25 protein-coding genes and 1 pseudogene are annotated in these 26,818 nt (G+C 36.1%); 20 read left to right on the top strand and 6 right to left on the bottom strand.

The window, feature by feature from the left end; all coding sequences use genetic code 11:
- Positions 1-23 precede the first annotated feature (23 nt).
- Positions 24-146 (top strand): putative holin-like toxin, encoded by a 123-nt coding sequence (locus OMHG_RS19460; RefSeq protein ID WP_222704855.1) that lies wholly within the window; start codon positions 24-26, stop codon positions 144-146.
- Positions 147-497: 351 nt separating this feature from the next.
- Here the strand turns inward: OMHG_RS19460 and OMHG_RS09805 are convergent, their stop codons facing one another.
- Together OMHG_RS09805 and OMHG_RS09800 are read right to left on the bottom strand one after the other, a co-directional pair.
- Complete coding sequence (locus tag OMHG_RS09805) at positions 498-713, bottom strand: hypothetical protein (RefSeq protein WP_010650496.1); 216 nt, start codon at positions 711-713, stop codon at positions 498-500.
- Positions 714-917: 204 nt separating this feature from the next.
- Positions 918-1,553, bottom strand: a complete 636-nt coding sequence (locus tag OMHG_RS09800) for a YdhK family protein (protein WP_010650494.1) — start codon at positions 1,551-1,553, stop codon at positions 918-920.
- A gap of 188 nt (positions 1,554-1,741) precedes the next feature.
- Between OMHG_RS09800 and OMHG_RS19040 the strand changes: the two genes are divergently transcribed.
- The 5 genes from OMHG_RS19040 (at position 1,742) to OMHG_RS09775 (ending at position 5,785) form a co-directional block, all read left to right on the top strand.
- A complete protein-coding gene (locus OMHG_RS19040) occupies positions 1,742-1,948 on the top strand; it encodes an SHOCT domain-containing protein (RefSeq protein WP_010650493.1) in 207 nt (68 codons plus the stop codon).
- Between the two features lie 110 nt (positions 1,949-2,058).
- Positions 2,059-2,967: a F510_1955 family glycosylhydrolase gene (locus OMHG_RS09790; protein ID WP_010650490.1), complete on the top strand. Its 909-nt coding sequence runs from the start codon at positions 2,059-2,061 to the stop codon at positions 2,965-2,967.
- Positions 2,968-2,989: 22 nt separating this feature from the next.
- Positions 2,990-3,718 (top strand): cytochrome c biogenesis CcdA family protein, encoded by a 729-nt coding sequence (locus OMHG_RS09785; protein ID WP_010650489.1) that lies wholly within the window; start codon positions 2,990-2,992, stop codon positions 3,716-3,718.
- 14 nt (positions 3,719-3,732) lie between these two features.
- Complete coding sequence (locus tag OMHG_RS09780; RefSeq protein WP_010650487.1) at positions 3,733-5,121, top strand: sensor histidine kinase; 1,389 nt, start codon at positions 3,733-3,735, stop codon at positions 5,119-5,121.
- The gene (locus tag OMHG_RS09775; protein WP_010650485.1) at positions 5,114-5,785 is read left to right on the top strand and encodes a response regulator transcription factor; all 672 of its coding nucleotides are present in this window, start codon (positions 5,114-5,116) and stop codon (positions 5,783-5,785) included. The genes OMHG_RS09780 and OMHG_RS09775 overlap by 8 nt, the downstream gene beginning before the upstream one ends.
- Before the next feature lie 79 nt (positions 5,786-5,864).
- On the opposite strand, the gene OMHG_RS09770 is transcribed toward OMHG_RS09775, so the two are convergent.
- Positions 5,865-6,191, bottom strand: a complete 327-nt coding sequence (locus OMHG_RS09770; RefSeq protein ID WP_010650483.1) for a four-helix bundle copper-binding protein — start codon at positions 6,189-6,191, stop codon at positions 5,865-5,867.
- A 232-nt stretch (positions 6,192-6,423) separates the two neighbouring features.
- On the opposite strand from OMHG_RS09770, the gene OMHG_RS09765 reads away from it, so the two are divergent.
- Positions 6,424-8,613 (top strand): copper-translocating P-type ATPase, encoded by a 2,190-nt coding sequence (locus OMHG_RS09765; RefSeq protein WP_010650482.1) that lies wholly within the window; start codon positions 6,424-6,426, stop codon positions 8,611-8,613.
- Positions 8,614-8,765: 152 nt separating this feature from the next.
- On the opposite strand, the gene OMHG_RS09760 is transcribed toward OMHG_RS09765, so the two are convergent.
- The gene (locus OMHG_RS09760) at positions 8,766-9,284 is read right to left on the bottom strand and encodes a hypothetical protein (RefSeq protein WP_010650480.1); all 519 of its coding nucleotides are present in this window, start codon (positions 9,282-9,284) and stop codon (positions 8,766-8,768) included.
- Positions 9,285-10,130: 846 nt separating this feature from the next.
- Here OMHG_RS09760 and spx point away from each other — a divergent pair.
- The 10 genes and pseudogenes from spx (at position 10,131) to OMHG_RS09710 (ending at position 20,114) form a co-directional block, all read left to right on the top strand.
- A complete protein-coding gene (gene spx, locus OMHG_RS09755) occupies positions 10,131-10,529 on the top strand; it encodes a transcriptional regulator Spx (protein ID WP_081498520.1) in 399 nt (132 codons plus the stop codon).
- A gap of 368 nt (positions 10,530-10,897) precedes the next feature.
- Complete coding sequence (locus OMHG_RS09750) at positions 10,898-11,176, top strand: glutaredoxin family protein (RefSeq protein WP_010650477.1); 279 nt, start codon at positions 10,898-10,900, stop codon at positions 11,174-11,176.
- A gap of 92 nt (positions 11,177-11,268) precedes the next feature.
- Positions 11,269-11,885: pseudogene (locus tag OMHG_RS09745) on the top strand (nitrite reductase).
- Positions 11,886-11,993: 108 nt separating this feature from the next.
- Positions 11,994-12,296 carry a metal-sensing transcriptional repressor gene (locus OMHG_RS09740; RefSeq protein WP_010650474.1) on the top strand — a complete coding sequence of 101 codons (303 nt, stop codon included), beginning with the start codon at positions 11,994-11,996 and terminating at the stop codon, positions 12,294-12,296.
- Positions 12,297-12,308: 12 nt separating this feature from the next.
- Positions 12,309-14,693, top strand: a complete 2,385-nt coding sequence (locus OMHG_RS09735) for a heavy metal translocating P-type ATPase (RefSeq protein ID WP_010650472.1) — start codon at positions 12,309-12,311, stop codon at positions 14,691-14,693.
- A 32-nt stretch (positions 14,694-14,725) separates the two neighbouring features.
- Positions 14,726-14,935: a copper chaperone CopZ gene (gene copZ / locus OMHG_RS09730; protein ID WP_010650470.1), complete on the top strand. Its 210-nt coding sequence runs from the start codon at positions 14,726-14,728 to the stop codon at positions 14,933-14,935.
- A gap of 291 nt (positions 14,936-15,226) precedes the next feature.
- Positions 15,227-15,817 (top strand): class I SAM-dependent methyltransferase, encoded by a 591-nt coding sequence (locus OMHG_RS09725; protein ID WP_010650469.1) that lies wholly within the window; start codon positions 15,227-15,229, stop codon positions 15,815-15,817.
- 957 nt (positions 15,818-16,774) lie between these two features.
- On the top strand, positions 16,775-18,340 hold the full coding sequence (locus tag OMHG_RS09720) for a multicopper oxidase family protein (RefSeq protein WP_010650466.1): 1,566 nt from the start codon (positions 16,775-16,777) through the stop codon (positions 18,338-18,340).
- 464 nt (positions 18,341-18,804) lie between these two features.
- On the top strand, positions 18,805-19,380 hold the full coding sequence (gene resA / locus OMHG_RS09715) for a thiol-disulfide oxidoreductase ResA (RefSeq protein ID WP_010650464.1): 576 nt from the start codon (positions 18,805-18,807) through the stop codon (positions 19,378-19,380).
- A gap of 29 nt (positions 19,381-19,409) precedes the next feature.
- Positions 19,410-20,114: a cytochrome c biogenesis CcdA family protein gene (locus OMHG_RS09710; protein WP_010650463.1), complete on the top strand. Its 705-nt coding sequence runs from the start codon at positions 19,410-19,412 to the stop codon at positions 20,112-20,114.
- Between the two features lie 143 nt (positions 20,115-20,257).
- On the opposite strand, the gene OMHG_RS09705 is transcribed toward OMHG_RS09710, so the two are convergent.
- Positions 20,258-21,865, bottom strand: coding sequence for a multicopper oxidase family protein (locus OMHG_RS09705; protein WP_010650461.1), 1,608 nt, complete (start codon positions 21,863-21,865; stop codon positions 20,258-20,260).
- A 201-nt stretch (positions 21,866-22,066) separates the two neighbouring features.
- Between OMHG_RS09705 and OMHG_RS09700 the strand changes: the two genes are divergently transcribed.
- The 3 genes from OMHG_RS09700 (at position 22,067) to spoIIP (ending at position 25,418) form a co-directional block, all read left to right on the top strand.
- On the top strand, positions 22,067-22,963 hold the full coding sequence (locus tag OMHG_RS09700; RefSeq protein WP_010650459.1) for a cupredoxin domain-containing protein: 897 nt from the start codon (positions 22,067-22,069) through the stop codon (positions 22,961-22,963).
- Positions 22,964-23,163: 200 nt separating this feature from the next.
- Positions 23,164-23,979: a ZIP family metal transporter gene (locus tag OMHG_RS09695; protein ID WP_010650458.1), complete on the top strand. Its 816-nt coding sequence runs from the start codon at positions 23,164-23,166 to the stop codon at positions 23,977-23,979.
- A 383-nt stretch (positions 23,980-24,362) separates the two neighbouring features.
- The gene (gene spoIIP / locus OMHG_RS09690) at positions 24,363-25,418 is read left to right on the top strand and encodes a stage II sporulation protein P (protein WP_010650456.1); all 1,056 of its coding nucleotides are present in this window, start codon (positions 24,363-24,365) and stop codon (positions 25,416-25,418) included.
- Positions 25,419-25,638: 220 nt separating this feature from the next.
- Here spoIIP and OMHG_RS09685 read toward each other — a convergent pair whose 3' ends face one another.
- Complete coding sequence (locus OMHG_RS09685; protein ID WP_010650455.1) at positions 25,639-26,817, bottom strand: D-alanyl-D-alanine carboxypeptidase family protein; 1,179 nt, start codon at positions 26,815-26,817, stop codon at positions 25,639-25,641.
- Position 26,818: the final 1 nt, after the last annotated feature.

Here is a 26,818-nt window from a genome sequence, read left to right as displayed (position 1 = left end):
GATATAAGTGTAATAGGGCTTTCATGGGTGGTAGTTCACCCCTTTTCTTGAAGGGGGGTGATAATATGACAGTATTTGAAGCATTGGTTCTGATGATCTCTTTCTCAACCTTAATTGTAGCTATACTGTCACAACAAAAAAAGTAACCACCCATTGAACGCCTAGCCAGCATTTGGGTTGGTTACTTTTTAACTCAAACGTGTGAGCTGCCCCCTTGAAGGGCTGTTATACATTAGACCGTCCATGTACCGCCATGGTCGGTCTTTTATTATAATATGACTTTCTAAACATAGTATACCTCATTTTCCCCACAAAATAAACATTTATAAGTAGCCCCATCTCTTTCACCCTTTAAATTCTTCCTATTAAAATCTTATTAAATATAGCGGATAAAACTATATGCTAGAATTAGAATTGATATTGAACCATACACCACAGGAAACAACGTCATTATTCATAGGCATTAGACTGAAAGAAAATGATAATATGAAATTACTTTAGGAGCGTTCTCGAGACTCTTGCATTTCTTTTGCCATTTCCTTTGCTATTTGTAAACGAGTAGGTTTATCTTCAATATTTTCCACCAAAGAAAGCAGTAGGTTACAGAATTTTATTGTTCCTGGCATTGGGCCAATAATATCATCATTGACAATCAAACAAAATTCTTTTTCTGTAGCAAATAATCCATGACCATCATTATAGTTTAAATACATAGTTCATCTCGCCTTTCGTTTAAATTAATTTGAGTCTCTATTATTAATATATAGTATCACAGTGGCGTTAAATGGCTTACAAATATGCGGGTGAAGAAAAAAGTAGAATGTCTTTCTTTCTAACCTTCTATAACATTTCAATAGTTTAAAGAGCTTATTCAATATGAATAAGCTCTTTAAGTTTAAAAAAGTATCAATTATATTTTATTCAACTGGTGATAATTCGTCTTCTGTTACCCATTTATGATTTTCCACTTCGTCCTCACCAGTTGTCGTAACAAAATCAACCATATAGACGGTAGTTTCTTCTGCGGAATCAATTTCAGCCGTTGCACCATTCATACCTTCCATATGATCTGTATTTAGAGTCACTTCCGTACCAGGTTCTAACGGTGCTTCACCTGGATCTTCTAATTCTTCATGAATGACCCATTTATGATCTGTTACTTCTTCTCCACCAGTTGTGGGAGTATAAGAAACAGTATATACCGTAGTATCATATGCACCAGCAATTGTTGATTCCGCACCATTCATACCTTCCATATGGTCGGATTCAATAATAGCTTGACTTCCAACTTCATAGGTTGGGTTTTCAGCCTCTTTCAAATCCTCAGGAACTTCGCCAGAGCTGGACATATCCATTTCAGAATGGTCCATACCTTCCATATCTTCATTTGAGTCAGATTCTGTTTCCATATCCATTTCTTCTTCTGTATTGGATTCTGTTTCTGTACCCGTGTTTTCTTCAGGATTCGTTTCTTCTGCTTCCCCACCACAGGCTGCTAATAGGAACACCGTAAAGATAGAGATAAGTCCCATTATAATTTTATTTCTTTTCATTTTTAAACCCCTCCATTATATTATTCATACCCACTCTACCCCATTTTTTTGCAGTTTATGTGCAGATTTTTCTGCATTGATAAGTTTTACCTAAAGAATTTGTTAATAAGACTAAACAATTTCTTCTGCAAACTTTCTGGATTAATTTTTTATATACTTATTGGAATCAATAAAAAGAAGGTGACAAAATGCATTTAATGTATGGTTATGGTTCAATTTGGCCTATGATTTGTATGTTAATATTATGGCTGGGGTTAATTATTCTAGGTTGTTTCCTAATTAGAAACATTATTCATGGAGGACATCGTTCCAAAAGAATTTTAAGAGAAAGAATAGCAAGAGGTGAAATAGACAATGAGGAATTTGAACGTTTAAAATCAATTCTAAAGGAGTGAGTTTATTGGTGTAATCTGCACAAAAAATCGACATTTTTTTATAGAATAACTTAAGGTTAAACATACCTATATAAAATTGGAATGTATTGAAGATATGGAGGATTTGAATGATGTTGAGTAAGACAATAATAACTGTAACAATTATCGTAGGGATATTTTTAGCAGGCTGCAGTAATAATCAAGAAGAAGACTTTGAAGTCGCTTCTGATGGTAATATAGATCATGTTCATGGTATGGGTTATGCTGGTAATGATAATGGACTATATTTTGCTACTCATACCGGCTTGAAAATACTCCGTAATGGTAATTGGTATGAAACAACCAAGAATTTTAATGATTATATGGGCTTTAATGCAGTAGACGAGGGATTTTACACATCAGGTCACCCTGGAGAGGATTCCGATTTGCCGAATCCAATCGGTATTCAGCGGAGCTTCGATGGGGGCAGAACACTGGAACATCTTAAATTTGAGGGTGAAACCGACTTTCATGCCATGGCAGTGGGATATAATAGCCACGATATTTTTCTGATGAATCCTGCAACAAACTCCGAATTAGAACAGGGCTTTTACAGAAGTTCAGATGATGGCGATTCATGGGAAAATGTAAATGCCAAAGGCCTTGCAGGCGAAATTCTTTCGTTGGCTATTCATCCATCCAACTCTAGCTTTGTTGCAGCTGCCACTTCGACTGGTATCTATTTATCTGAAGATGGAGGGGACACTTTTCAAATTGTAACGGATGGAAATGATGTCGGGACAGCTGTATTTTTTAATGATGATCATTTATATTATGCAAGCTTTAGTTCCAGTCCAGAACTTGTAAAGAGGAATGTTGAAAATGGTGAAGAAGTAGCAATAAAATTACCGGAATTGGAAGAGGATAGTCCTGTCTATATTGCACAAAATTCACAGGATGAAAACCAATTAGCCATTTATACCATAAAAGGACATGCTTATTTATCAGAGGATGATACGGAATCATGGTTACAGATCCTTGAGAATGGCCAAGTAAAATAAGTGATAGTGAGTTGAACTAAATATGTTTGATCTATTCAATCAAATCAGTAGTACTCTAAGCGGACAACTTCAACAAATTGCATATGGCTTTGAGCATCTTCCCTTACTGTTTGCGTTTTTCCTGGGAGTAATTGGGGCCGTTGCACCCTGTCAACTTACTAGTAATATAAGTGCAATTACTATTTATGGTAATAAATCGTTCGTAGACAAGGTTCCATGGTTACATGTGTTTTTGTTTATTTTAGGTAAGATAGTTGTGTTCTCTATAATTGGGATAGTTATTTGGCTGGTAGGGCAAGAGATATATAGTACATTGACACAGATGTTCCCTATTTTAAGAAAAGCAATCGGACCAGTACTTATCCTTATCGGCATGTATATGATGGGAGTATTTCAGTGGAAGAAAACCTGGGCGATTTTTGAAATTCCTTTCAATAAGTTAAAAGATAGTTACTTCGGTAGCTTTCTGATGGGGGTAAGCTTCACATTAGCTTTTTGTCCGACCATGTTTGTGTTATTTATACTCACGTTGATGCCTGTAGTATTGGAAACATCTAATGGTTTTGTTCTACCTTCTGTATTTGGCTTAGGGACTTCACTTCCGTTGCTGGTAGTTATATTTTTAATCTGGTATTTTGGGGCAAGTGGAGCAATCTTAAAGAAAAGCAGGAAAATAGGTGCAATAACCCAAAGAATCGCTGGTGTTTTACTACTCCTGATTGGTATAGTAGATACACTAACCTATTGGTAATAAAGGGGTCAATTATGTTAAATAAACTATCCTTAAAAATTGGTCTTCTGTTTTTTGTATTTATCTTGATTATTGAGACCTTCCTGTATTTTGTTCTGTATACGAACCTAGCAAATGAACGGATTGAGGAAGTGATGGCTAACCTATTGGCCCGAGGTAATACTCATAGCGCTGTATTGGAAGAGAATTTTAATCAAACTACATTAGAACATGTTGCTATAATGGAGTCCGAATCAGATTTTACAGTCGTGATTACAAATGCCTTAGGGAACGTAATCGTCAATTCGGATTCAATTGAACAGGAAATGATGGATGTTATAGAACACACGGATTATAAACAAATGCCTAACGAGGGTAAAGTATTGGAAGAACGTTGGCCGGAAAAAAAATACATAGCAACAGATAGTCCCATTACAATAAATGAGGAACATCAGGGTCATGTATTTATGTTCGCTGATACTAATAATATCAGAAGAATTGTCGATCATTTAAGTGATCAATTTATAGTTATTGGACTTATTACTATCATTCTGACGATTATTACTGTTTTTATCCTTTCCAGACTAATTACAAAACCGTTGGTTAAAATGAAGGAAGCAACGGAACAACTAAGTAAAGGTAGACATAAGGTGGAGCTACATACCGAACGTAGAGATGAACTGGGGGAATTGGCAGCTTCAATTACGAAGTTATCGGATGACTTGGAGAGATTGAAAAATGAGAGAAATGAATTTTTGGCCAGTATCTCGCATGAACTCCGAACCCCGTTAACCTATCTGAAAGGATATGCGGATATAATTAGCCGAGGTGACATATCAGGTAACGAGAGAAATGAGTATATTGAAATTATTCGGGAAGAAAGCGAACAATTAGCGATATTAGTTAAAGACTTATTTGAGCTGGCAAAAATGGATCAGAATAAGTTCACTATAAATAAAGAGGATGTCGCGTTTGGAAAACTAATCCATACGATTACTGAACGCATTCGACCTGCACTTGAAGAAAAGAACATCACATTTTCCGTTCGTTGTCCAAACCATATCACTGCACATATTGACCCTGAAAGAATTCAGCAAGTGCTATTGAATATATTGGATAATGCAAAAAAACATACCTCTCAAGGAAAGCGAATTTCATTAGAAGTATCCCAAAGTAAACGTGAGATTATAACGATGATTTCGGATGAAGGCGAAGGGGTTCCCGAAGAAGACCTACCTTATATATTTGAACGTTTATACCGCGTGGAAAAATCCAGGTCAAGATTGAGTGGTGGAACTGGATTGGGATTAGCTATTGCAAAAGAAATTGTGGAGTTCCATGGTGGTACGATTGAGGTTAGAAGTAAACTGGGCGAAGGGACTAGTTTTATCATAACGTTGCAGAGAGGTGATTCCCATGAATAAAGTCTTATTAATTGATGATGAAAAACGGATGTTGGATTTGTTGGCATTGTATTTGAAGCCACATCATTATCAGTGTCAAAAAGCGCTGGAAGCTAAAAAGGCACTATCCTATATAAAAGAAGAGGAATTTGACATCATTCTGCTTGATATAATGATGCCGGAAATGAACGGATGGGAACTTTGTAGGGAAATAAGGCGTTTTTCAGAAGTGCCGATTATTATGGTCACTGCACGGGAACAGAAAGAAGATATCGTGAAAGGACTGAAACTGGGTGCAGATGATTATATTACAAAACCCTTTAATGAAGAGGAATTAGTAGCGAGAATGGATGCATTGTTGCGGAGAATAAAACCAGCCAGTAAGATTGAAGTAAATGGATTGTTATGGGATGAAGATCGGTTTGAGCTTACCTATAAAAATGACCCGATTAAATTAACACCAAAAGAATTTGCCATGATTGGAGTCTTATTGAAAAATCCGGAACTGGTCTTTTCCAGAGATCAGTTAATTGATTTAATATGGGGGGTCAATTCGGAAACGGAAGGACGAACCGTGGACTCACATGTCAGAAATGTACGAGAAAAAATTCGTCAGGTTGGTTTCCCCATCGATGAGTATTTTAAAACGGTTTGGGGAATCGGATATAAATGGATTAATAAATGAAATTTTATATTTGATAAAAAAGTTTCTCAAGCCGGTATTTAACCCGCTTGTAGAAACTTTTTTTACATAATGGATGCTCTTAAGCAACACTTCTACATGCTTCTGCACATTTAAAGCAGGCATCCGCACATTTTTGACAATGGTCATGGTCATGTTTTTTGCATTCGTTTCCACATGCCTCACAAATCTTGGCACAAACTGAGGCTAATTCAGAAACAAATGGTGTGTTTCTTGATAACGCTTGTTCTAAATAAGAACAGATATCAGCACACTCTCTGTCCAATCGGATGCACTCAGCCATCATTTTAATATCTTCCTCTTTCAGGCATGCATCATAACAATAATTACATGCTACCGCACATTCATGTAACGACTGGATTAGTTCTTGATGTTGTTCATGTGACATTTTTAAAACCCTCCTGAATTATTTATGTTTTTATCGTACACAGTATACAGTTTCCCACTATTTACTCTAATAAACTAATTTCCGATAACTCCATAGAAAATGCACAGTTTCTTAACAATATTTCTTGTTTAATCTATACGGTACATGGGTATCGTATGATATGATTGTGATAGGAGGTGGAATAAAGAACATAAAATCTTCTCAAACTAAAATGATTGAAGGAGTGAGAACAATGGAAAAGCAAGGTAACGAAAAGAGCAAACACCATCATGAGCAGGGAGGTCATAACGAGCAAAGCCATTCACATCACCATCATAGTGAACAAGAAAGGCATGAGACACACAATCACAGCGAACATGTAGGACACATGCATCATAACCAACATGAACATGCACACAGTTTGCATGAAGGACATGAGAATCATAAACACAACGAACATGTTCACCAACACCACGGTGGACATGGAGGTGGCCATGCAGGTCACCATGAACATATGATTGAGGACTTTAAAAAGCGATTCTGGGTATCCTTAGTTTTGGCTATACCAATTTCTTATTTGTCGGAAATGATTCAAATGCTTTTTGGGTATGAAGTTAACTTTACTGGTGATACTTTACTATTATTCTTGCTTTCAACGATTGTCTTTTTCTATGGCGGTAAACCTTTCTTACTTGGTGCGTGGGATGAAGTAAAAGCAAAAACACCTGGAATGATGATGTTAATTTCTTTAGCTATTGTAACAGCTTATGTATATAGTACATTGACAGCTTTCTTTATTGAAGGTAGTGACTTCTTCTTTGAATTGGCTACATTAATCGTCATTATGTTGCTAGGACATTGGATTGAGATGAAATCCATCATGGGTGCTTCGAAAGCCTTGGAAGAGTTAATAAAACTCATGCCAAAGGAAGCACACAAAATTGATGCTTCTGGAAACATTGTAGATGTTTCTGTTGAAGAGTTGTTATCAGGTGATCAAATTCTAGTTAAATCTGGAGAAAAGATTCCACTAGATGGTGAAATTTTTGAAGGGGAATCAACAGTTGATGAATCCATGCTTACTGGAGAATCTGTACCTGTTGAAAAAGGACCTGGCATGGAAGCTATTGGTGGTGCGGTGAACGGTGAAGGTGTACTAAAAATAAAAGTTAGTAAAACAGGTAATGATACGTACCTTGCTCAAGTGATTCAATTAGTTAGTGACGCTGAAAAAACGAAATCAAAAGCCCAAGGATTTGCTGATATTGCTGCAAAATGGCTATTTTATGTTGCTGTAGTTGTAGGAATTATCACGTTAGCCTATTGGATGACTACAGGTGATTTTGAATTTGCCTTGGAGAGAATGGTTACGGTCTTGATTATTGCTTGTCCACATGCACTAGGTCTAGCAGGACCATTGGTTACCTCAAGATCTACATCGATTGCAGCAAAAAAAGGATTGTTAATTCGCAATCGTACCCCATTTGAAAGTGCTTGGAAAGTGGATCGTGTCGTATTTGATAAGACTGGTACGTTGACTGAGGGGAACTTCGGTGTGACGGATATACATCCAAGTAACGGAACTAGCGAAGAAAAATTATTGAAGTTAGCTTACTCTGTTGAGACACAATCGGATCATCCAATTGCAAAAGGAATCGTAAAAGAAGGAAAAGAACGAAACATAGAAACCTATGATGTAACAGATTATAGAAACTTAACTGGGAAAGGATTAACTGCTAACGTAAATGACTCAGAAATCGCAGTTATTAGTCCTGGAGCTATGAGAGCGAATAAGATTGCTTTTGATGAAAAAACATATGAAAAACTCGCCCAGCAAGGGAAAACAGTTGTTTTTGTACTAAAGGATAATGTATTGCAGGGAATGATAGCTTTAGCAGATATTATCAGGGAATCGTCTTATACAGTAATTAAAGAATTGAATGATCGTGGTATAGAAACAGTAATGATGACTGGAGATAATAGCCGGGTAGCAAATTATGTAGGTGAAAAACTCGGGCTTTCAAAAGTTATTGCGGAAGTTTTACCACATGAAAAGTCGAATAATGTGAAGGATTTAAAACAAGGTGGCAAAAAAGTTGCAATGATTGGTGACGGAATTAATGATGCGCCTGCCTTAGCTGAGGCTGATTTAGGTATTGCAATAGGTGCGGGTACGGATGTTGCAATTGAAACAGCTGATGTCGTACTAGTGAATAGTAATCCAGTAGATATCTTAAATATTATTAAGCTGTCCAAAGCAAGTCGAAGAAAAATGGTTCAGAACTTAGGATGGGCTGCTGGATATAATATTGTTGCTATTCCTCTAGCAGCAGGTGTTTTGTATAATATTGGCATTTTGATAACTCCAGCCATTGGGGCGGTGGTGATGTCTCTAAGTACCATAATTTGCGCAATTAATGCTCAATTGTTGAAGATTGATTAAAATTCAGAAAAAAAGTTAAGTGATTACGGTATAGGGGTATTATAATTTGGAAGAAGGTCTAACTATTCCTTTTGGAAATGATAGGGATAACTGAAAGCTTTAAAAACGCCTGCTGCTTATTCTTAACAGCAGGCGTAATTTCTTTTAAATAATCATTGTTTTAATAAATGGTCAAAATGCAAAAAGGTGTTAATTTGCGCTTGAGTCGTTGCTTTTGGTGCATAACTCCATCCCATCATTTTAATAAAATGGGTATATTTTTCCCCTATTCGATTTTGTTGTAAAGCCATTTTGATATGTGCGTTCTTTACATTCTCGTTTTGCATCATCATTGCAGAATTATAATTTTCCACTGACATATTTTTTGCAGTACTGTGCGCTTCTAATGCTATCCATTTATTATTCTCTCCCTTTTCCGGTCTTTCGAAAATGTGTTCTTCTCTATAAACACTTAAGGGAGGAACCTCCACATTATTATGATAATTCGGATTAATAAAGGCTAACATAACCCATACATGGGAGTGCATGACGTTCTCTTGTAATTTAAGGATATTTCTCAATTCGGTGTTAGATACCAAGGATTGGTAGTACGATAACTTATTAATGACTCCTTCATGAGCAGTTAAGTGTTCTGCCATTAATCCAAGATCGATCGCTGGTAACGAATCCATATAAAAACCTCTTTCAATATAGTAATTTATTATAATATATGCCCAAGAAAGCATTTTGTTTAAAATAAATAAAAAAACCATTTTACAAATACATTAGGGGGGTATAGTATAATTATAAAAGGTAAAGAAGTGATTATTTTGGAAAAATTCCTCGTGACATTCGACAACGCAGAGAACAAAAAATAAAAAGCAAGCAGCAATCGTTCGAAGCGTATTGAGGGGCAAGTTTATGATAATCAAAAGATATGAATGTTCTAGTTGCCTTTGGAACTAGTACAGCATATTCCCGCAGTATATATGAAGCATTTAAAACAATTGGGACTGCTGATTATATGCCACATCTTTACTTAGGGACGAGTGCTTTATTAATTACGTTGATTCTATTTGGAAAAAGATTTAGAAAATGTAATCTAGATGGGTTAAAATAGATTCTGAAAATTTGAAAGGAGAAATTTAGTATGGAAAAAATTACTAATTGAAGGAATGAAATGCGATGGATGTGCAACCACGGTCTTAGTACACATTTTACAATCGATAGTGATCAAGCGATTCGCAAATCATTAGCAGATGTAAAGTATAATGTTATAAAAATTCAAGATAGATGAATTTTCTTTCGTATGGCTAACAACTAGAATCAAGTTAGATGAATTCAGAAAGCTACTTTCCGAATTAAGTAAATGATTCTAAAAAAGAGAATGGCACCTGTTATTCTCTTTTTTTAAAGAACCTATGATTTTCCTGTTGTAAGTGCTCTCATCTTCATAGATAACAACTTAATTGAGTTCTATACTTAGGAAATCATCAAAATTTTATACACGATAAAATCATAAGGAGTGATATAACGTAATAACGCTTTATATTTCATCAAGTTGTACATCTTGTAGAAAGGCAAAAGCATGGATGGAAGAAAATGATATACCATATATCGAAAGGAATATAGTTTCTGAACCATTAAAGGATAATGAAATTAAGAAAATATTACAAATGACTAAAGAAGGAACTGATGAAATTATTTCAATACGATCCAAAGTTTATCAAGAACTTAATGTTGATATTGATGAAGTGCCATTAAGGTATCTGATTGGCTTAATAAAACAAAATCCCAGTTTATTAAAAAAACCTATAATTTTGGATGAAAAGCGTTTACAAGTAGGTTATAACGAGGAAGATATTTGTCAGATTTTACCTAGAGCACAGCGTACAAACCAATTAGGAAAAGTGTTACAAATGATTACCCAAGTTTGATGGTAAAAGAAGCAAAACAATGTAAGAGATTAATGCAAACAAAACTTTCAAGGAATCTTGAATTAGATAATTAGAACCACCTCTTTCTTTAAGGGTCGAAATGGATTCTCATTTGATTTGCCGATTTCATGGACATTGATGGTTCGTCAAAAGTTTGCAGCTAGCGAAATCATGTGTTGTAGAAAGGTAGAGAAATCAGATCCGAAAACATTTCGGAGTTTAAAACTTTTTATGCGAAATTTTCTAAACCAGGCATGTATAAAATTTGAGCTGAATTTAAGTTCGGTGATAACGAGCACTTCTATCCTTTTATTATAGAAGCAAAGAATAAACAAAGGGATTATAAGATAAAGGAGGTAAGTTTGAGAATGACTAAATATCAGCTTGAAATATACACTAGACCTACTTGTTCGGATTGCCAGGATTTGAAAAAATTCTTGGAAAGTCATCGTATTCCGCACAAGCAATATGATTTAGTAAAACAACCAGCGAAAGAAAAAGATCTTATAAAGATAGCGGGAAATAGAATCGTTCCGGGACTAGTATTTTCTCAGGTCTCCCTCTTAGGGTTGAGAAGAAAGTCAAAAAGCATGATAGGGTTTGAAAGGAATAAGGATGAAATAAAAAAGCTATTAAATATAGGCTAGCCGGCTTTATATAATCGATATTTTGGTAGTTTTTTAAAAACAATATACCCTTCTGTGGTATGGTAAGTTGGTAATGAAATGGGGGAATGAATATGGAGAGCGATGTTAAAAAAATTAAAATCGCTGTAAACGGAGGAATAGGGTTTGGAGCAAAACTAAATTCAAAGCAACTGATAACGATCTCAAAATATATGAACGAAGATGATGAACTTGAATTAACCACTTTTCAACAACTCTATATAGAAATTCCAGAGGTTAGAAAAGATGAAATCATAGATGAATTTAAAAGTGTTGGATTGTCATGTTACCCAGTTGGAAACTTCGTAAAAAGCTTACGAACCTGTAATTTTTGTAAAGGTGAAGAAAGGGAAGGGATGCCAGTAGCAAAAGAGTTAAATCGACGCTTTGCTGGAAAAGCCGTACCGGTTACTCTAAAAATGGCTTATACTGGCTGTCCGATTGGTTGCGGTGAACCAATGTTAAGTGACATAGGTATTATGAAATTTAAAGAACATTACAATTTATATGTTGGTGGAAAAGCAAAAGGAAAAGACGCCGAAGTTGGTTTCTTACTGAAGGAGAACTTAACACCGAAAGAATTGTACGATACTGTAGATGAGATTATTGCTGCCTATTCACAGATGGGTAAAAAACGGGAGACGTTTTTAAATTCTGGAAGAGGGTGGGTAAGGATCAATTGATTAGTTAAAAGAGTAAAAGAAGCCATTTCAAAATATTTTAAAGTTGAAGTTCTTTTATTGACAGATATACCGTGTGGGGGTATAGTATAAGTATAAAAGAAAAGGAAGTGATTCATTTGGATAAATTCTTACATGATCACCCAAGTAAACCAAGAACAAAAGATGAACAGCAAAAAGTCATTAACCGTTTAAAACGCATAGAAGGTCAAGTTCGTGGAATACAGAAAATGGTGGAAGATGACCGATATTGTGTAGATATTTTAGTGCAAATTAGTGCGATTCAATCCGCGTTAAAAAATGTAGGTTTCGCTGTCACTGAACGGCATATGAACCATTGTGTCAGTGATGCGATCAAACAAGGTGAAGGTAAGGAAACAATTGAGGAATTAATGACTGTATTAAAGCAATTTTCCAAGTAAGGAGGGACTATTATGAGCGAAACTAATCATGCAACACTTGGTGTAACAGGGATGACCTGTGCAGCATGTTCCACTCGTGTTGAAAAAGTATTAAATAAAATGGATGGTGTCGAGGCACAAGTTAATTTAACAACAGAAAAGGCAACCGTAGACTATGATTCAGAAAAAACTTCCATCGAAGATATTACGAAGAAAATTGAAAATGTCGGCTACGGAGTTTTAATGGAAAAAACAGATTTAGATGTTTTTGGAATGACCTGTGCAGCATGTTCGACCCGTATTGAAAAAGTACTGAATAAGCAAGAAGGGGTAAAGCACGCAACTGTAAACTTAACAACAGAAACTGCATCCATCGAATATAACCCAGGACTCACAGATGCGAAAGCAATCATTGATAAAATCAAAAATGTGGGTTATGATGCGAAACCTAAAGCGGAAGCTGAAGAAAAGAAAACACATAAAGAAAAAGAATTGCAACATATGAAGACGAAATTAATCATTTCGGCCGTGTTATCTGCACCGCTATTAGTAACCATGTTGGTTCATTTATTAAATATAAATATACCGGATATATTCATGAATCCGTGGTTCCAGTTCGCTTTGGCAACACCCGTTCAATTTATCATCGGATGGCAATTTTATGTTGGTGCCTATAAGAACCTTCGAAATGGTGGAGCAAACATGGATGTGCTTGTTGCATTAGGTACAAGTGCTGCTTATTTCTATAGTTTATATGAAGCATTTAAGACCATCGGCAATCCTGCATATATGCCACATTTATACTTTGAAACAAGTGCTGTACTAATCACGTTGATTTTATTTGGTAAGTATTTAGAAGCAAGAGCAAAAACCCAAACAACGAATGCACTGTCCTCATTGCTTAATTTACAGGCAAAAGAAGCTCGCGTTATAAGAAATGGCGAGGAAATCATGATTCCAGTAGAGGAAGTTGTTGTTGGTGATCGGTTAGTTGTAAAACCAGGAGAAAAAATACCTGTAGATGGTAGGCTTGTAAAGGGAAGAACCTCTGTAGATGAGTCGATGATTACTGGGGAATCCATTCCAATCGAAAAGGAAGTAGACTCAGGCGTTATCGGCTCGACGATCAACAAAAATGGTTCGATTGTAATGGAAGCAACAAAAGTAGGTAGAGATACTGCGCTTGCATCGATTGTCAAGGTTGTGGAAGAGGCTCAAGGATCGAAAGCACCAATCCAACGATTAGCCGATGTCATTTCTGGCTATTTCGTACCGATAGTTGTAGTGATTGCCCTTCTAACATTTGCTGTATGGATTCTGTTTGTCCAGCCTGGTCAATTTGAACCTGCTTTAGTTGCAGCGATTGCTGTACTTGTTATTGCCTGTCCATGTGCGTTAGGGCTTGCAACGCCAACTTCTATTATGGTAGGAACAGGAAGAGCTGCGGAAAATGGAATTCTTTTTAAAGGTGGAGAACACCTAGAAAGAACGCATCAGTTAGATGCAATTGTTCTTGATAAAACAGGAACCATCACAAAAGGAAAACCAGAAGTTACTGACTTTTCGGGTGATGTAGAAACATTACAATTGTTAGCAAGTGCAGAAAAAGGATCTGAACATCCACTTGCAGGAGCTATTGTGGCACACGCAACAGAGAAAGATATTGATTTTGTGGAAGTAGAAGAATTTGATGCAATACCTGGTCATGGTATTGCAGCTAAGATTTCCGGAAAACAAGTTCTTGTTGGAAATCGAAAATTAATGCTAGATCACAAAGTCGATGTTGGTGATGCGGAAATCGAACTAGTCGATTACGAAATGGAAGGCAAAACAGCTATGCTGATTGCTGTTGATGGTAAGTATCGCGGAATTGTTGCTGTTGCAGATACGATTAAAGAAACAGCACCACAAGCAATTAAAGAGTTACAAGAACAAGGCCTAGAAGTGATCATGTTAACAGGGGATAACGAAAGAACAGCACAAGCTATTGCAAAACAGGTTGGCATTGACCAAGTAATAGCCCAAGTTTTACCTGAAGAAAAAGCGGATAAAGTCAAAGAGATTCAATCACAAGGTAAAAAGGTAGCAATGGTTGGTGACGGTGTGAACGATGCACCTGCATTAGTTACTGCAGATATTGGAATTGCAATTGGAACTGGTACAGAAGTGGCGATTGAAGCTGCTGACCTTACCATTCTTGGTGGAGAGCTACTGCTCATACCTAAAGCAATTAAAATCAGCCATGAGACGATTAAAAATATCCGTCAAAATCTCTTCTGGGCATTCGGCTACAATACAGCAGGGATCCCGATTGCAGCACTTGGGTTACTTGCACCATGGGTTGCTGGTGCTGCAATGGCGTTAAGTTCGGTAAGTGTTGTTTCTAACTCCCTTCGATTGAAGAGAGTTAAGATATAATTTTTTCTAGTACTTTAAAGGAGGTGAAAAAAATGCAAACAAAAACCTTAGATGTACAAGGTATGACATGTGGCCACTGTAAAATGTCAGTGGAAGGTGCTCTAGAAAAATTAGACGGAGTAACTGCTGCAGAAGTTGATTTGGGCTCTGGTAAAGTAGATGTTACTTATGATGAATCAAAAGTTTCATTGGATAATATGAAAGAAGCTGTTGAAGATCAAGGCTACGATGTTAGTGCCTAAATATAAAAATGAAAAAGCTGGTTTCCTGTTATGGAAATCAGCTTTTATATTAAAGCAAGGTGGGAAAAAGTAGCCATGGGGGTTGCATTAATAATGCCCAATCATTAGCCAAAGTCAGCCTATGATATACAGTAGAAGCTGTTACGGATGGTGCCATTGCATGCTCGTTTGCATCATTCACTTAGACGACATCAGATACAAGCGAAGATTCAACCTCTAATTCACAAGATAATATGTCTTAGTAATGTCCAGTTCTGGAGAATTTCCTTCCTTAGGTGAGGTGAAAAAAGAATGGGAAAATGGTTTCCATCTATTTATGACATGGCAATGAGACCACTCGAAAAAACTAAATTTAAGAAAATACGGAAAACACTTGTAAACCAAGCGACAGGAAGGGTGTTGGAGGTTGGTTCAGGTACAGGGGTGAACTTTCCTCATTATCAGAATGCAACACAGGTAGATGCAATCGAACCGAACCCTTTGATGAAGGAACGAGCCCTTAAACGGATGGTGGGAACACGTATCCCCATACAAATCTATCAGGTCAAAGCGGAAAAGCTGCCATTTGCAGATAATACATTTGATTCAGTTGTAGCCACACTTGTTTTTTGTACCATTCCAGAACCGACAAAGGCTCTTCAGGAAATTCAACGAGTTAGTAAACCTAATGCGAAAATATTATTCTTTGAGCATGTAAGACTAGATCAAGCAATCTTGGGAAAAACACAGGATATATTAACGCCATTATGGAAAAAAACTTGTGATGGATGTCATTTGAACAGAGATACCTTAGAACTAATAAAACAGTCAAACTTATCTGTTTTGAAAGTTGATACCTATTTTAATGGAATCTTTTTGTCTATTAAATGTTTAAATGAATAACGAAAAGTAAGTTGTGTTCCTGAAATAAGCTAGAGGGTTAAACTTTTAACGTTCTAGTTGGTTTCCGGAACAGAAAAGTAATAGCCCATTTGAGTTAAATTGTACATTTAAACCGTTTCTGCACAAAATTATTTTATATTTGTAGTCCCATACTGGATTAAAGATTTATCGTCAAGTTGAAAACTTCAAAGTATTTTCCGTTTCGTCAAATATTTTCTTTTTCTTGATAAATTCTCGAAAATCTTAATATATAGTTACATCATAAGGACAATAAACTATAAATTAATGGGCGTTAAATATCTAACGAAAGGGAGGCATTAATGAAAAAGAAGTTAACATCTTTAGGTATAGTTGCTGATTTGGTTTTAGGGTTAGGTTAACGCAGTATATGCTAGTAATGGATCAGACAAAGGGTGGAGTTATAAGGCAATTCTACCATTCAAGTAGGTAATGCACCCAAATATGGATGAACAACAAATGGAGCAAATGTATCAAGATTGTCCTAGTTCAAGTGATGAAAAGGTTCCGATGAATAAAAATATAATTCTTGAATCAAATAAAATTGGCTAATGCCTAACTTAGTAGAAAGTAAAAATATGATGAATCAAAAGTTTCTTTAGCATTGCTGAAATCGACTTTGGTATTGCGACAGGTGCTGGTATAGATGTTGCCAGTGAAACAGCTAAATGTCGTCTTAATGAATATTTCTCCAAACAATATATTAAATATTCTCAAATTATCTAAAGCCACTTCTCGAAGGCTTAGTAGTGTAGGCTGCTGGATATAGCATTGTTGCCATACCTTTAGCTGCTGGTGTGATAATAGATTTAGGAATCATTATTAAATCAGCAATTGGGGCACTTATTATGTCGCTTAATACCATCATTTATGCTATTAATGCTTAGCTTTTAAAGATTGATTAATATGTAAAAATTCACTTAATGGGAGTTATGGTTTATGAAAAGAAAAATATTATTAATAGGTTTAATTTCTTTATTGACAGCACTTGTTTTATCGGCTTGTGCAGGGAATGATGAATCCACAGCTCAAGAAAACTCAGAAATGGAACAAGAGTCAAGTGAAAATATGAACATGAATGAAGAAGAATCTGATTCAATGGAAGAAGGAATGGATCATTCAACTATGGATATGGATGATGATGCAATGGAGAATGGTCATATGAGTCATGATGAGGTGGTAAGTTTAAATGACTCAACCGGGGAAAAAGAATTGAAAATACCTTCCGTGCTTGGAAGCGATAATGAAGAAGAAGTTGTATACACTGTTCGAGCACAAAAAGGAGAGACTGAAATATTTGATGGTACTAAAACGAAAACGTATGGGTACAATGGGTCGTTTTTAGGACCGGTGATTCAATTTGAAAAAGGTGATACGGTGAAAATTAGAACGATAAATGAGCTAGATGAAGAGACAACCTTTCATTGGCATGGACTAGAAGTGTCTGGGGAAGCAGACGGTGGACCACATAATTCTTTAAAGCCGGGTGAAGAAGAGTTGATCGAATTCGAAGTGACACAAGAAGCGTCAACGCTATGGTTCCATCCCCATCCAGAAGGGAAAACTTCTGAACAGGTATACAATGGACTTGCAGGATTGATTTATATCGAAGATGACAATTCAAAGAGTCTCGGATTACCAAATGAGTATGGAAAGAATGATATTCCCTTGATTTTCCAAGATAAAACATTTGATGATAAGAAACAATTGAATTACAGTGCTGCAATGAACGAGGATGGAACAATCGGTGATACGTCATTGATTAATGGGACATTAAATCCGAAGTTGACTGTAAACAAAGAGAAGGTTCGTCTTCGTCTATTAAATGGGTCTAATGCGAGGAATTACACATTTAAATTGAATACAGGGGATTCCTTTGTGCATATTGCAACGGATGGAGGTTTCTTGAATGAACCGGTGACTCTGAATGAAATTACACTGACCCCATCTGAACGGGCGGAAATAGTTATTGATTTTTCACAGCTTAACACAGAAGAAGAGTTGGCTTTAATAAATGAGGAGGATGGATCGATCCTTTTACCGTTTGAGGTTTCTGATCAAAGTGGAGAGAATAGCAGCATTCCTGAAGAGATGAATGATTTTTCAATAACAGAAGAAGAGATGAACTTGCCAGTTACAAAAAAGGTGGAACTTTTTGGGATGATGGACCAGGTTACGATAAATGGAAAGAAATTTGACCCAGAAAGAATTGATTTTACACAAGAGCAAGGCGTTACAGAAGTATGGGAAATATACAATAAACCGGATGAGATGGGGGGAATGATCCATCCATTCCACATACACGGAGCTCAATTTAAAATACTTTCCAGAAATGGAGAAGAACCACCGGAAAATGAACAAGGATGGAAAGATACTATTTCCGTAGAAGCAGATGAGACAGTTAAAATAGCTGTACAATTTAAGCATAAGGGCGTGTATATGTTCCATTGCCATATTCTTGAACATGAAGACAACGGCATGATGGGGCAGATAAAGGTGGAATAAACTACAAACTAAAAATAATGTAGTTGTCCGTAATATTTGTATTAATCATATAAAAGGGCGATATATGTAAGAGGGATGACATGTGACCACTGCAAAATGTCGCTGGAAGATGCTCTGAAATAATTAGAAAGAGTATCATCTGTTGAAGTAGACCTAAGTTACAGGAAATGTAAAAGTTTTCGCACGATGAATCTAAAGTAACAGTAGATTCAATGCGCGAGTAGAAGAATAAGGTTATGATGTAGTCGCCTAATATAAAAAATATAAAAAGCTGATTTCCTTAATTGGAAATCAGCTTTTTAATTCTGCATTATAGTAATTGTATGCCTTTCTTCACAGTTTCTGCACATTATTGTCCTATGGTTGTATGGTGTGTACTAAGAAATACCAACTATTTAGTCACCAAACATTCAGACGTTTTTTGATTGTCTTTTCTTATCATTTGGCTATGAGGAGGTACTTATATGAGTTTGGAACAAATCAAGAAAAACAAGAAAAACAAAAAAAGAAATCGCTTAATTTTTAGAACGGCCATTTTAGCTGTATTAATGGGTGCGGTTGTAGTAGCACTTGTCTCAAATTTGCAGGCGGATAATACTGTTTATAGCGTGGGTGATAAAGCTCCTGACTTCCAATTAAATCAGATTAGTAATAACAATGATGCTGAAACAATACAATTGAGTGATTTAGAGGGGAAAGGTGTCATGTTGAATTTCTGGGCTACTTGGTGCAAGCCATGTGAATCAGAGATGCCATATATGCAGGAACTCTATCCGGAATACAAAGAGAAAGGTATTGAAATTGTTGCTATAAGTCTTGACGGCACAGAGCTTGTCGTCGATCGTTTCATCGATAAGTATGATTTAACATTTCCGATTCCGCACGACAAAACTGGAGAAATCACAGACCTATACAAAGTCGGTCCCATACCAAGTACCTTTTTTATAAATCCTGATGGAGAAATAGAAGAAATTGTAAATGGGGCACTATCATTGGAGAGTCTTGAAGGTTATCTGAATGATATCTTACCAAAACAATAGGCAATAATTTTAGAAATGGAGGATAAGTTTTGAATGAAATAAACATATTTTTAGCTTTTGGTGCTGGTTTTTTATCATTTATTTCACCTTGTACTTTACCGTTATATCCAGCGTTCTTATCTTATATAACTGGAATGAGTGTTAGTGAGATAAAAGAGGAAAACAAATGGATGAATAAAAGGGCACTTTTACATACCATTTTCTTTTTAATTGGATTTTCAAGTATCTTTATCATGATTGGTTTTACAACATCATTTATATCTGAATTTTTATTAATCTATCAAGATTCTATAAGGCAAATTGGTGCAGTTTTAATTATTTTCTTTGGTCTGGTCATTGTGGGAGTATTTAACTTTAAGTTCCTAATGCAGGATAAAAAGATCAAATTTAAAAATCGCCCCGGAGGATTTTTTGGTTCTTTTCTTATAGGGATGGCATTTGCATTAGGGTGGACACCCTGTACTGGTCCCATACTTGCTATAGTTTTATCGTTAGCTGCAACCAATCCAGATATTGGTATGATAATGATGATTAGTTATATATTAGGATTCTCTATTCCATTTCTTGTATTATCATTCTTTATTGGTAGATTAAAGTGGATTAAAAAACATAGTGTCCGGATAATTAAATTTGGTGGGTACATTATGATTTTCATGGGAATTGCACTATTCTTTGATTGGATGACTAAGCTAACTGCCTTCTTAGCCGGATGGTTTGGTTTTTCAGGATTCTAAAGTCTTCTGAGAATTGAGAATGACAAAAGGAAACTGTGCCAGTGCGACTTGGTGACAGTTTCCTTTTGCATTTTTATATCAAATATCACAGGTTAACGTAGAAGATAGAGCCTCCAAGTATAACTTCTAGATATGTTTTGTTGTTATTCTGGTTGGTTATCAACTTCTCCAGTATCATTATAAAATTCCTCAAAGTTATTATAGTTAACAGTAGTCACCATTCCGTTAGAAGCATGGTGCAAATCATGACAGTGGAATAACCAGTTTCCTGGATTATCCGCAACGAATGCTACCTCGTATGTTTCTCCGTATTTTACATTTAGTGTATCTTTGATGATTGGAGAACCTTCCAGTTTCTCTCCATTTTTACTTAATACCTGGAAGAAATGACCATGAAGGTGCATCGGATGATATGCTTGATCCATACTGTTATTTGTCAGTGTTACTTTGACCTTATCTCCCTTGTTAACTTCTAATGGTGGAACGTTTGGAAATGTTTCACCATTAATTGACCATACCATTCCCATTTCGGCATCGGCGTTCATCTCAGTGGCTAGATCCATCTCATAGGACACATCATACTCGTCGTCTAAAGAGAACTGTGACTCTGTTTTTTCACCAAGCTTCGTGATATCTATCAAGTCTGGTGATGAATTATGTTCCGTTTTTTTCCCATTTCCATCTTCATAGACAACATCCAATTGCATATCTTGGGATGCTTCCATTTCACCATGGCAATCAATCGTGAAATCACCACTGCCATCAGCAATAAATTCCACATCGACACGTTCCCCGGGAGCAACCTCGAACAAAGATCCATTCACAATTTGGGGATTATTCACCTTTTGCCCGTCAAGATGGGTAACTTTATAGTCTACCGGAATTTGGATCTGGTGAGCCATATAGCCCGCATTGACAAATCTAAGTTTGACGGTTTCTCCTTCTTTAACACTTAACGGTTCGTTTTCTTCGTATGTTTTTCCGTTAATGGTATAAATATCATAGGAGGACATGTCATGCCCCATCATTGGGTCTTGACCTGTGCCATTCATATCCATACCTTCCATATCCATGCTGTCATGGTCCATTTCATCCATGTCCATTCCTTCCATGTCTTCCATCTCACTCGCATCAGCTTCACTATGATTTCCGGATTCCCACTCATCAAGCATCAGGGTATAATCTCGATCGTAGTTCTCGTCTTCAGCTGATTCTACAATAATTGTGCCATAAAGACCCTTATCTAGTTGCTCTACACCATTTTGATGCGAATGATACCAATAAGTGCCTGGATCATTTGCAACAAATTCATACGTGTATGTTTCACCGGGTACAACGGCATCTTGTGTAACACCCGGGATCCCGTCTTGTTTATTTGGAACGGAGATACCGTGCCAATGAATAGAAACAGGTTCTTCCAATTCATTCGTTAAGTTAACTTTCACTACTTCTCCTTCTTTAACACGTATTTCATCACCTGGAACAGTACCGTTATAAGTCCAAGCAGTTATTTTATTTTCTGGACTTAAGTTCCACTCGGATACCTGAGCAATTAAATTAAACTCGTTAACTTTTTTTCCTTCGGTGTCTTCTGTTTTTACATGTACTACTTCTTGTGAGGAAGATTCTTCTATGGAAGTATTATCTCCTTCAACCGAATTATCTAAAGCCTGTGAATCTGTAGATTGTTGGGAACATGCAGCTAAAAAGATAATTCCTATAATAACGGTTAGAATAGTAATTTTTTTCATCTCTTTTTCCTCCTCGTATATCGCAAGTCTACAATCAAAGTATCGAGAATATTTGCATTAAGTAGGAATTTACTGTGACAAACAAAGAAATATGAGAGCCGCGTGATAAATAAATTTGATGAAAATGATTTCCCATGAATGAACGTTTTTATTCCTCATATAATGAACCATTAGGACAAGATTCATAAAGGGGAATTATAGATGCCAAATTCACTATATGTTACATTAATAGGTATCTTTATTTTAACGATATGGATTATATGGAATACCATCTATCACCGAAAGAAAATAACGGTTATGACTGGAATGATGATTTCGATGGTATTGGGAATGGTTGTTGGGTTAACCATTGGGGTAATACTTGGCATTTTACTGGCAGGCGATCTGTTTTCCTCCACTTTATTGGCGATGATAATTGGAATTGCAGCCGGCTTCCTTGCAGGTTTACCGATTGGTTTGATGGCGATTTTAGACGGTGCATTAGCGGGGATGATGGGTGGGATGATGGGTGCGATGCTGGGAGAGATGATTGCTACCGAGCACCAGGATACTTTAATAAGGGTCATGTTTTTGTTATTCATTGGAATGATTATAATTTTGTATCAAATGATGCAACAGGAATTTATAAAAAGCAAGGCACTAGTAAATCATCCCCTCGTCATGATTATATTATTTGTCCTATTTATTGTCGGATATAATCAGTTGGGGTCATTAATTCCATCCTCACATTCACTAAAAAACAGTAACAACAATCACAGTATGAGTGCGAACAACCTAGTGATACAAGCTGATGAATATTCTTTCTCTCCAAGCCATACAAAGATAATGGCAGGAGAAAGGGTAACGATAACTTTAGATAATATCGGGGAAGTAGAACATGATTTGGAAATAAAAGGAATGATAACAGAAATGATGGAATCGGGTACTTCACATATCCACCAAAAAGATAATACTATAGTTCATGTTCATAGTATGGCAGGAGAAAAACAGGAAATTTCATTTACTCCATTAACTCCTGGAAAATACCGTTTTACTTGCACTATCCCAGGGCATGTAGAGTCAGGGATGTTTGGAATAATTGAAGTAATATCATCTTAAAAATGGAAAAGCAAACCAATGCTAAACTAGTTTGCTTTTTTATTTTGTCAAAAATAATAAGAGTAAAAGAAGAGAAACCTATAAATACCAAATCAATATTTTTGACAGGTAAGTTATCTAAGGTTAAATTAGTTGTATATAGGAAACATTTAAGATGCAGGGCATAAAATAAAGAAAAAATATTTTGGGAGGGAAGAGAAATGGTTGATTTCTTTCTAGGGCTTGATCCTTTAATTCAAGCACTATTAGCAACTTTATTTACCTGGGGAATGACTGCACTAGGAGCAGCATTGGTATTTACCACTAAATCATTTAATCAGAAACTATTGGATGGGATGTTAGGTTTTGCGGGCGGAGTAATGATTGCTGCAAGCTTCTGGTCTCTCTTATCTCCTGCTTTAGAGATGGCGGAGGGAGGCCGGGTACCGGCTTGGGTACCGGCAGCAGTTGGTTTTATGCTAGGAGGAATTTTCCTGTGGGGAATTGATAAGCTACTCCCACACCTTCACCCTAACACTCCTATAGATCAGGCTGAAGGAATTCAGCCGAGAAAAAGGAAAAGAAGTACATTGCTTGTACTTGCTATAACCCTGCACAACATACCGGAAGGCTTGGCAGTAGGTGTTGCTTTCGGAGCTGTAGCCACTGGATCTCCCTCTGCATCCATAGCCGGGGCTATTGCATTAGCAATTGGAATTGGTATTCAAAACCTTCCAGAAGGTGTAGCTGTTTCCATGCCACTTTTAAGGGATGGAATGTCTCGTAAAAGGAGTTTTCTATACGGTCAGTCTTCAGGGATGGTAGAACCAATTTCGGCAGTTATTGGAGTGCTGGCAGTTTCCTTTGTCGAACCAATTTTGCCATATGCCCTAAGCTTTGCGGCTGGAGCAATGATTTTTGTTGTGGCAGAAGAAGTGATTCCCGGTTCCCATGAAGAAGGCAACAGGGACCTTGCTTCTATGAGTTTAATGATTGGTTTTACTGTAATGATGATTCTAGATGTGGCGCTAGGATAAAAGAAAGTGTAGTAGGAGAATTAGTTTAAACCCTATCTTATTTAAAAATGAACCCAAAAATGGTGAAGAAAAAATAATTATTTCTTCACCATTTTTTAAATTTACTTCTATATAAAAAATGAAACAACCTATTTATGCAAGTTGCTTCATAGAAAGGACAATATACATATTTTTGTTGCTATCATATTACGTTATCAAAATTTAAATTAAATTTTTAGATATGAAACTTCTAATTTTATTCGCAATTCCATAGAATCAACTAGAGGTGATTTATGGATGAAAACCAAGGTTAGGGAGAAAAAAATACGAATTTTCTAGTACTAGTACTTGGTTTTCTTTTTTCTATAATTTCGGTAATATTATTAGTAGTTAATACACCTAGTATGAAAGCTAACATTTTCCAATATCGAGATTATATAGGAATTTCAAATTCAGAAACTATTACAGACGCACTTCTTCTTATATTAGGAGAAGAAATTCCTCGATTTAAAGATTTTCTTAAACGAGAATTGGAAATACCTTCTATATCTAATTTAGCTTTTGAGAAAATAACCGGAATTAGAACTAATAATTTATCAACATTACTTTTGCATGAGGTTCCAGGATTTAACAGTGCAAATACTAAAATTTATATTGCAGGAGAGGGCTCAGATTATTCGAATCTCCCTCAGGAATCTCCTGCGCCGGATTTTGATGAATTACTAAAAGAGGATAACTCAAATATCAACAAGGAAAATGAACCGAATAGTGAAAAATCGGATAATGAAGAGATTATTACCAGCAAAGATCCTTCTGTTTTTATTTATCATTCTCATAGTTGGGAAGGATACCTACCTTTAATCCATAAGGATGTTAAGCCAAGTGATTCTTCTAGCACAGATAACAAAGAAAATGTAGTACTTGTTGGTAAGATGTTAAGTGAAAAATTGGGTGAATATGGAATAACTACTCTGCACGAGAATTCAAATATTGCGCAAGCATTACACGATAAGGGATGGGATTACACTGATTCATATACCTTGTCGCGGGAAATTGTTGAGACTGCTTCATCACAGAGTAAAAGTATCTCATACTATATTGACATTCATAGAGATTCCGCAAGGAAAGAAAGTACAACTTCAACTATTAATGGTAAAAACTATGCAAGGCTATATTTTGTGGTGGGGCAAGAACATGAAAATTATGAAGAGAATTTAATGTTTGCAAAAGAAATCCACGAAAAGCTTGAAGAAAGTTATCCTGGGTTAAGTAAAGGGGTTTACTTAAAAACGAGGGCCGAAGGCAATGGCGTATATAATCAGGATATTTCTAATAGGTCGATCTTGGTTGAAGTAGGTGGTATAGATAACAACAAAGATGAATTAAGTAACACTGTTGATGCATTTTCAGAAGTATTTAAAGAACTTTACGAGGGTGCAATAGAAGTAAATGCTCAGTAACTAGGGTATCACTATCAATGCCTAAACATATGAGAAATTAACATCTGGAATTGTTTTTCTATTCATGTTCATAGGGAGGTTATTATTTGCTTGCGGCATCTTCCTATTCTAAGTTCAAAAATATAAAAAATAATTTTTGTAATATAAGTAAGGAAAGATAAAATGAAAAGCAGCTCAATAAATTATTGAGCTCGCATTTTCATTTTATCTTTCTTAAGGATTATATTTTTTGACGGTAGAATATACCAATTATGCTTAGTAGAGAGGCTATAGAAAAATATGCTAGATATGGATTAAGGTGACCAAAAATTGATTCAAATTTTACTTCATTAGTAGATTTGTTTTTTAATTCAGTTTTAACATTATGTGTTTCATTTAGAACTTTCTTTAACTGATAAGAAGCTGTTACTACTCCATCTTGAGTAATGATTTCCAGGGTTCCATCCTCGTTTATTTCTTTACTTAGTTGTTCATTCTTTGGATGAGTATAAGCTATTTTCTCAGAGGCTATATATTCTTGATCTTCTACCATAAATTTAGTTCCTTTTGGGATAATGGATGTTCTGTAATTCTCAAATCCATAGTCTAGTAACTTGATCGTGTCATTATACGCATCATTTTTCATGCTGCCTTTTAAGGTAATTACGATTAAGCTTAAACCATCTCGCTCTGCTGTAGTAGCTAATGTATAGCCGGATTGATTGACAAAGCCATTTTTCCCGCCTGTTACACCTTCATAAGGTATTTCCTCTTTAACTAATTTGTGGTGGGTAAGTATGGTTGTGTCCCATGTTTGCCCATCCCATTCTAATTCCTTTGTTCCAAATATTTTCCCAAAGGTCTCATTTTTCATGGCATACCGTGTTATTTTCGCTAAATCTTCTGCAGTGGTACGATGCTCTGAATTAAAAAGACCATGCGGGTTTTCAAAGTTAGTATTCCGGACGCCAATAACGTTTTTAAGATAGGTATTTATGTCCTTAGAAAACTGCTCCTCACTGCCACTTAAATGCTCAGCAATTGCTACACCCGCATCATTGCCTGAATTGATTAATAAGCCTTGAATCAGCTTCTTCAATGGTACTTTTTCTCCCTTTTCCAAGAAAACGGTGGTACCTTCTACATTTCTGGCGCTGGCATTACTGCTAATCGTTACAATGTCATTCAGGTTACCCGTTTCGATTGCATAGATCGCTGTAGCAATTTTCGTCACACTTGCAGGATACATTTGAGAATTGGCGTTTTTATCATAAAGAATCTGACCTGAATTTGCCTCTAGTAAAATAGCAGCCTCACTTGCTACAGTTGGGAGAGAAGGACTGGATTCTGCGAAGGCTTTTGATACATACAAAGAGTTTATGGCAACTAAAACTGTGATGATTATTGTGATTTTTCTCATA

This window comes from Oceanobacillus massiliensis str. N'diop (assembly GCF_000285495.1).
In the GTDB taxonomy this organism is placed as follows: domain Bacteria; phylum Bacillota; class Bacilli; order Bacillales; family Amphibacillaceae; genus Oceanobacillus; species Oceanobacillus massiliensis.
The sequence above is the reverse complement of the archived record's forward strand: the minus strand, read 5'-3'. Positions and strand labels throughout refer to the sequence as shown.

Bases quoted from the DNA above. Each gene is read 5' to 3' on its own strand.
- OMHG_RS19460 (WP_222704855.1), top strand. From the start codon at position 24: ATGGGTGGTAGTTCACCCCTTTTCTTGAAGGGGGGTGATAATATGACA.
- OMHG_RS09805 (WP_010650496.1), bottom strand. From the start codon at position 713: ATGTATTTAAACTATAATGATGGTCATGGATTATTTGCTACAGAAAAA.
- OMHG_RS09800 (WP_010650494.1), bottom strand. From the start codon at position 1,553: ATGAAAAGAAATAAAATTATAATGGGACTTATCTCTATCTTTACGGTG.
- OMHG_RS19040 (WP_010650493.1), top strand. From the start codon at position 1,742: ATGCATTTAATGTATGGTTATGGTTCAATTTGGCCTATGATTTGTATG.
- OMHG_RS09790 (WP_010650490.1), top strand. From the start codon at position 2,059: ATGTTGAGTAAGACAATAATAACTGTAACAATTATCGTAGGGATATTT.
- OMHG_RS09785 (WP_010650489.1), top strand. From the start codon at position 2,990: ATGTTTGATCTATTCAATCAAATCAGTAGTACTCTAAGCGGACAACTT.
- OMHG_RS09780 (WP_010650487.1), top strand. From the start codon at position 3,733: ATGTTAAATAAACTATCCTTAAAAATTGGTCTTCTGTTTTTTGTATTT.
- OMHG_RS09775 (WP_010650485.1), top strand. From the start codon at position 5,114: ATGAATAAAGTCTTATTAATTGATGATGAAAAACGGATGTTGGATTTG.
- OMHG_RS09770 (WP_010650483.1), bottom strand. From the start codon at position 6,191: ATGTCACATGAACAACATCAAGAACTAATCCAGTCGTTACATGAATGT.
- OMHG_RS09765 (WP_010650482.1), top strand. From the start codon at position 6,424: ATGGAAAAGCAAGGTAACGAAAAGAGCAAACACCATCATGAGCAGGGA.
- OMHG_RS09760 (WP_010650480.1), bottom strand. From the start codon at position 9,284: ATGGATTCGTTACCAGCGATCGATCTTGGATTAATGGCAGAACACTTA.
- OMHG_RS09750 (WP_010650477.1), top strand. From the start codon at position 10,898: ATGACTAAATATCAGCTTGAAATATACACTAGACCTACTTGTTCGGAT.
- OMHG_RS09735 (WP_010650472.1), top strand. From the start codon at position 12,309: ATGAGCGAAACTAATCATGCAACACTTGGTGTAACAGGGATGACCTGT.
- copZ (WP_010650470.1), top strand. From the start codon at position 14,726: ATGCAAACAAAAACCTTAGATGTACAAGGTATGACATGTGGCCACTGT.
- OMHG_RS09725 (WP_010650469.1), top strand. From the start codon at position 15,227: ATGGGAAAATGGTTTCCATCTATTTATGACATGGCAATGAGACCACTC.
- OMHG_RS09720 (WP_010650466.1), top strand. From the start codon at position 16,775: ATGAAAAGAAAAATATTATTAATAGGTTTAATTTCTTTATTGACAGCA.
- resA (WP_010650464.1), top strand. From the start codon at position 18,805: ATGAGTTTGGAACAAATCAAGAAAAACAAGAAAAACAAAAAAAGAAAT.
- OMHG_RS09705 (WP_010650461.1), bottom strand. From the start codon at position 21,865: ATGAAAAAAATTACTATTCTAACCGTTATTATAGGAATTATCTTTTTA.
- OMHG_RS09700 (WP_010650459.1), top strand. From the start codon at position 22,067: ATGCCAAATTCACTATATGTTACATTAATAGGTATCTTTATTTTAACG.
- OMHG_RS09695 (WP_010650458.1), top strand. From the start codon at position 23,164: ATGGTTGATTTCTTTCTAGGGCTTGATCCTTTAATTCAAGCACTATTA.
- spoIIP (WP_010650456.1), top strand. From the start codon at position 24,363: ATGAAAGCTAACATTTTCCAATATCGAGATTATATAGGAATTTCAAAT.
- OMHG_RS09685 (WP_010650455.1), bottom strand. From the start codon at position 26,817: ATGAGAAAAATCACAATAATCATCACAGTTTTAGTTGCCATAAACTCT.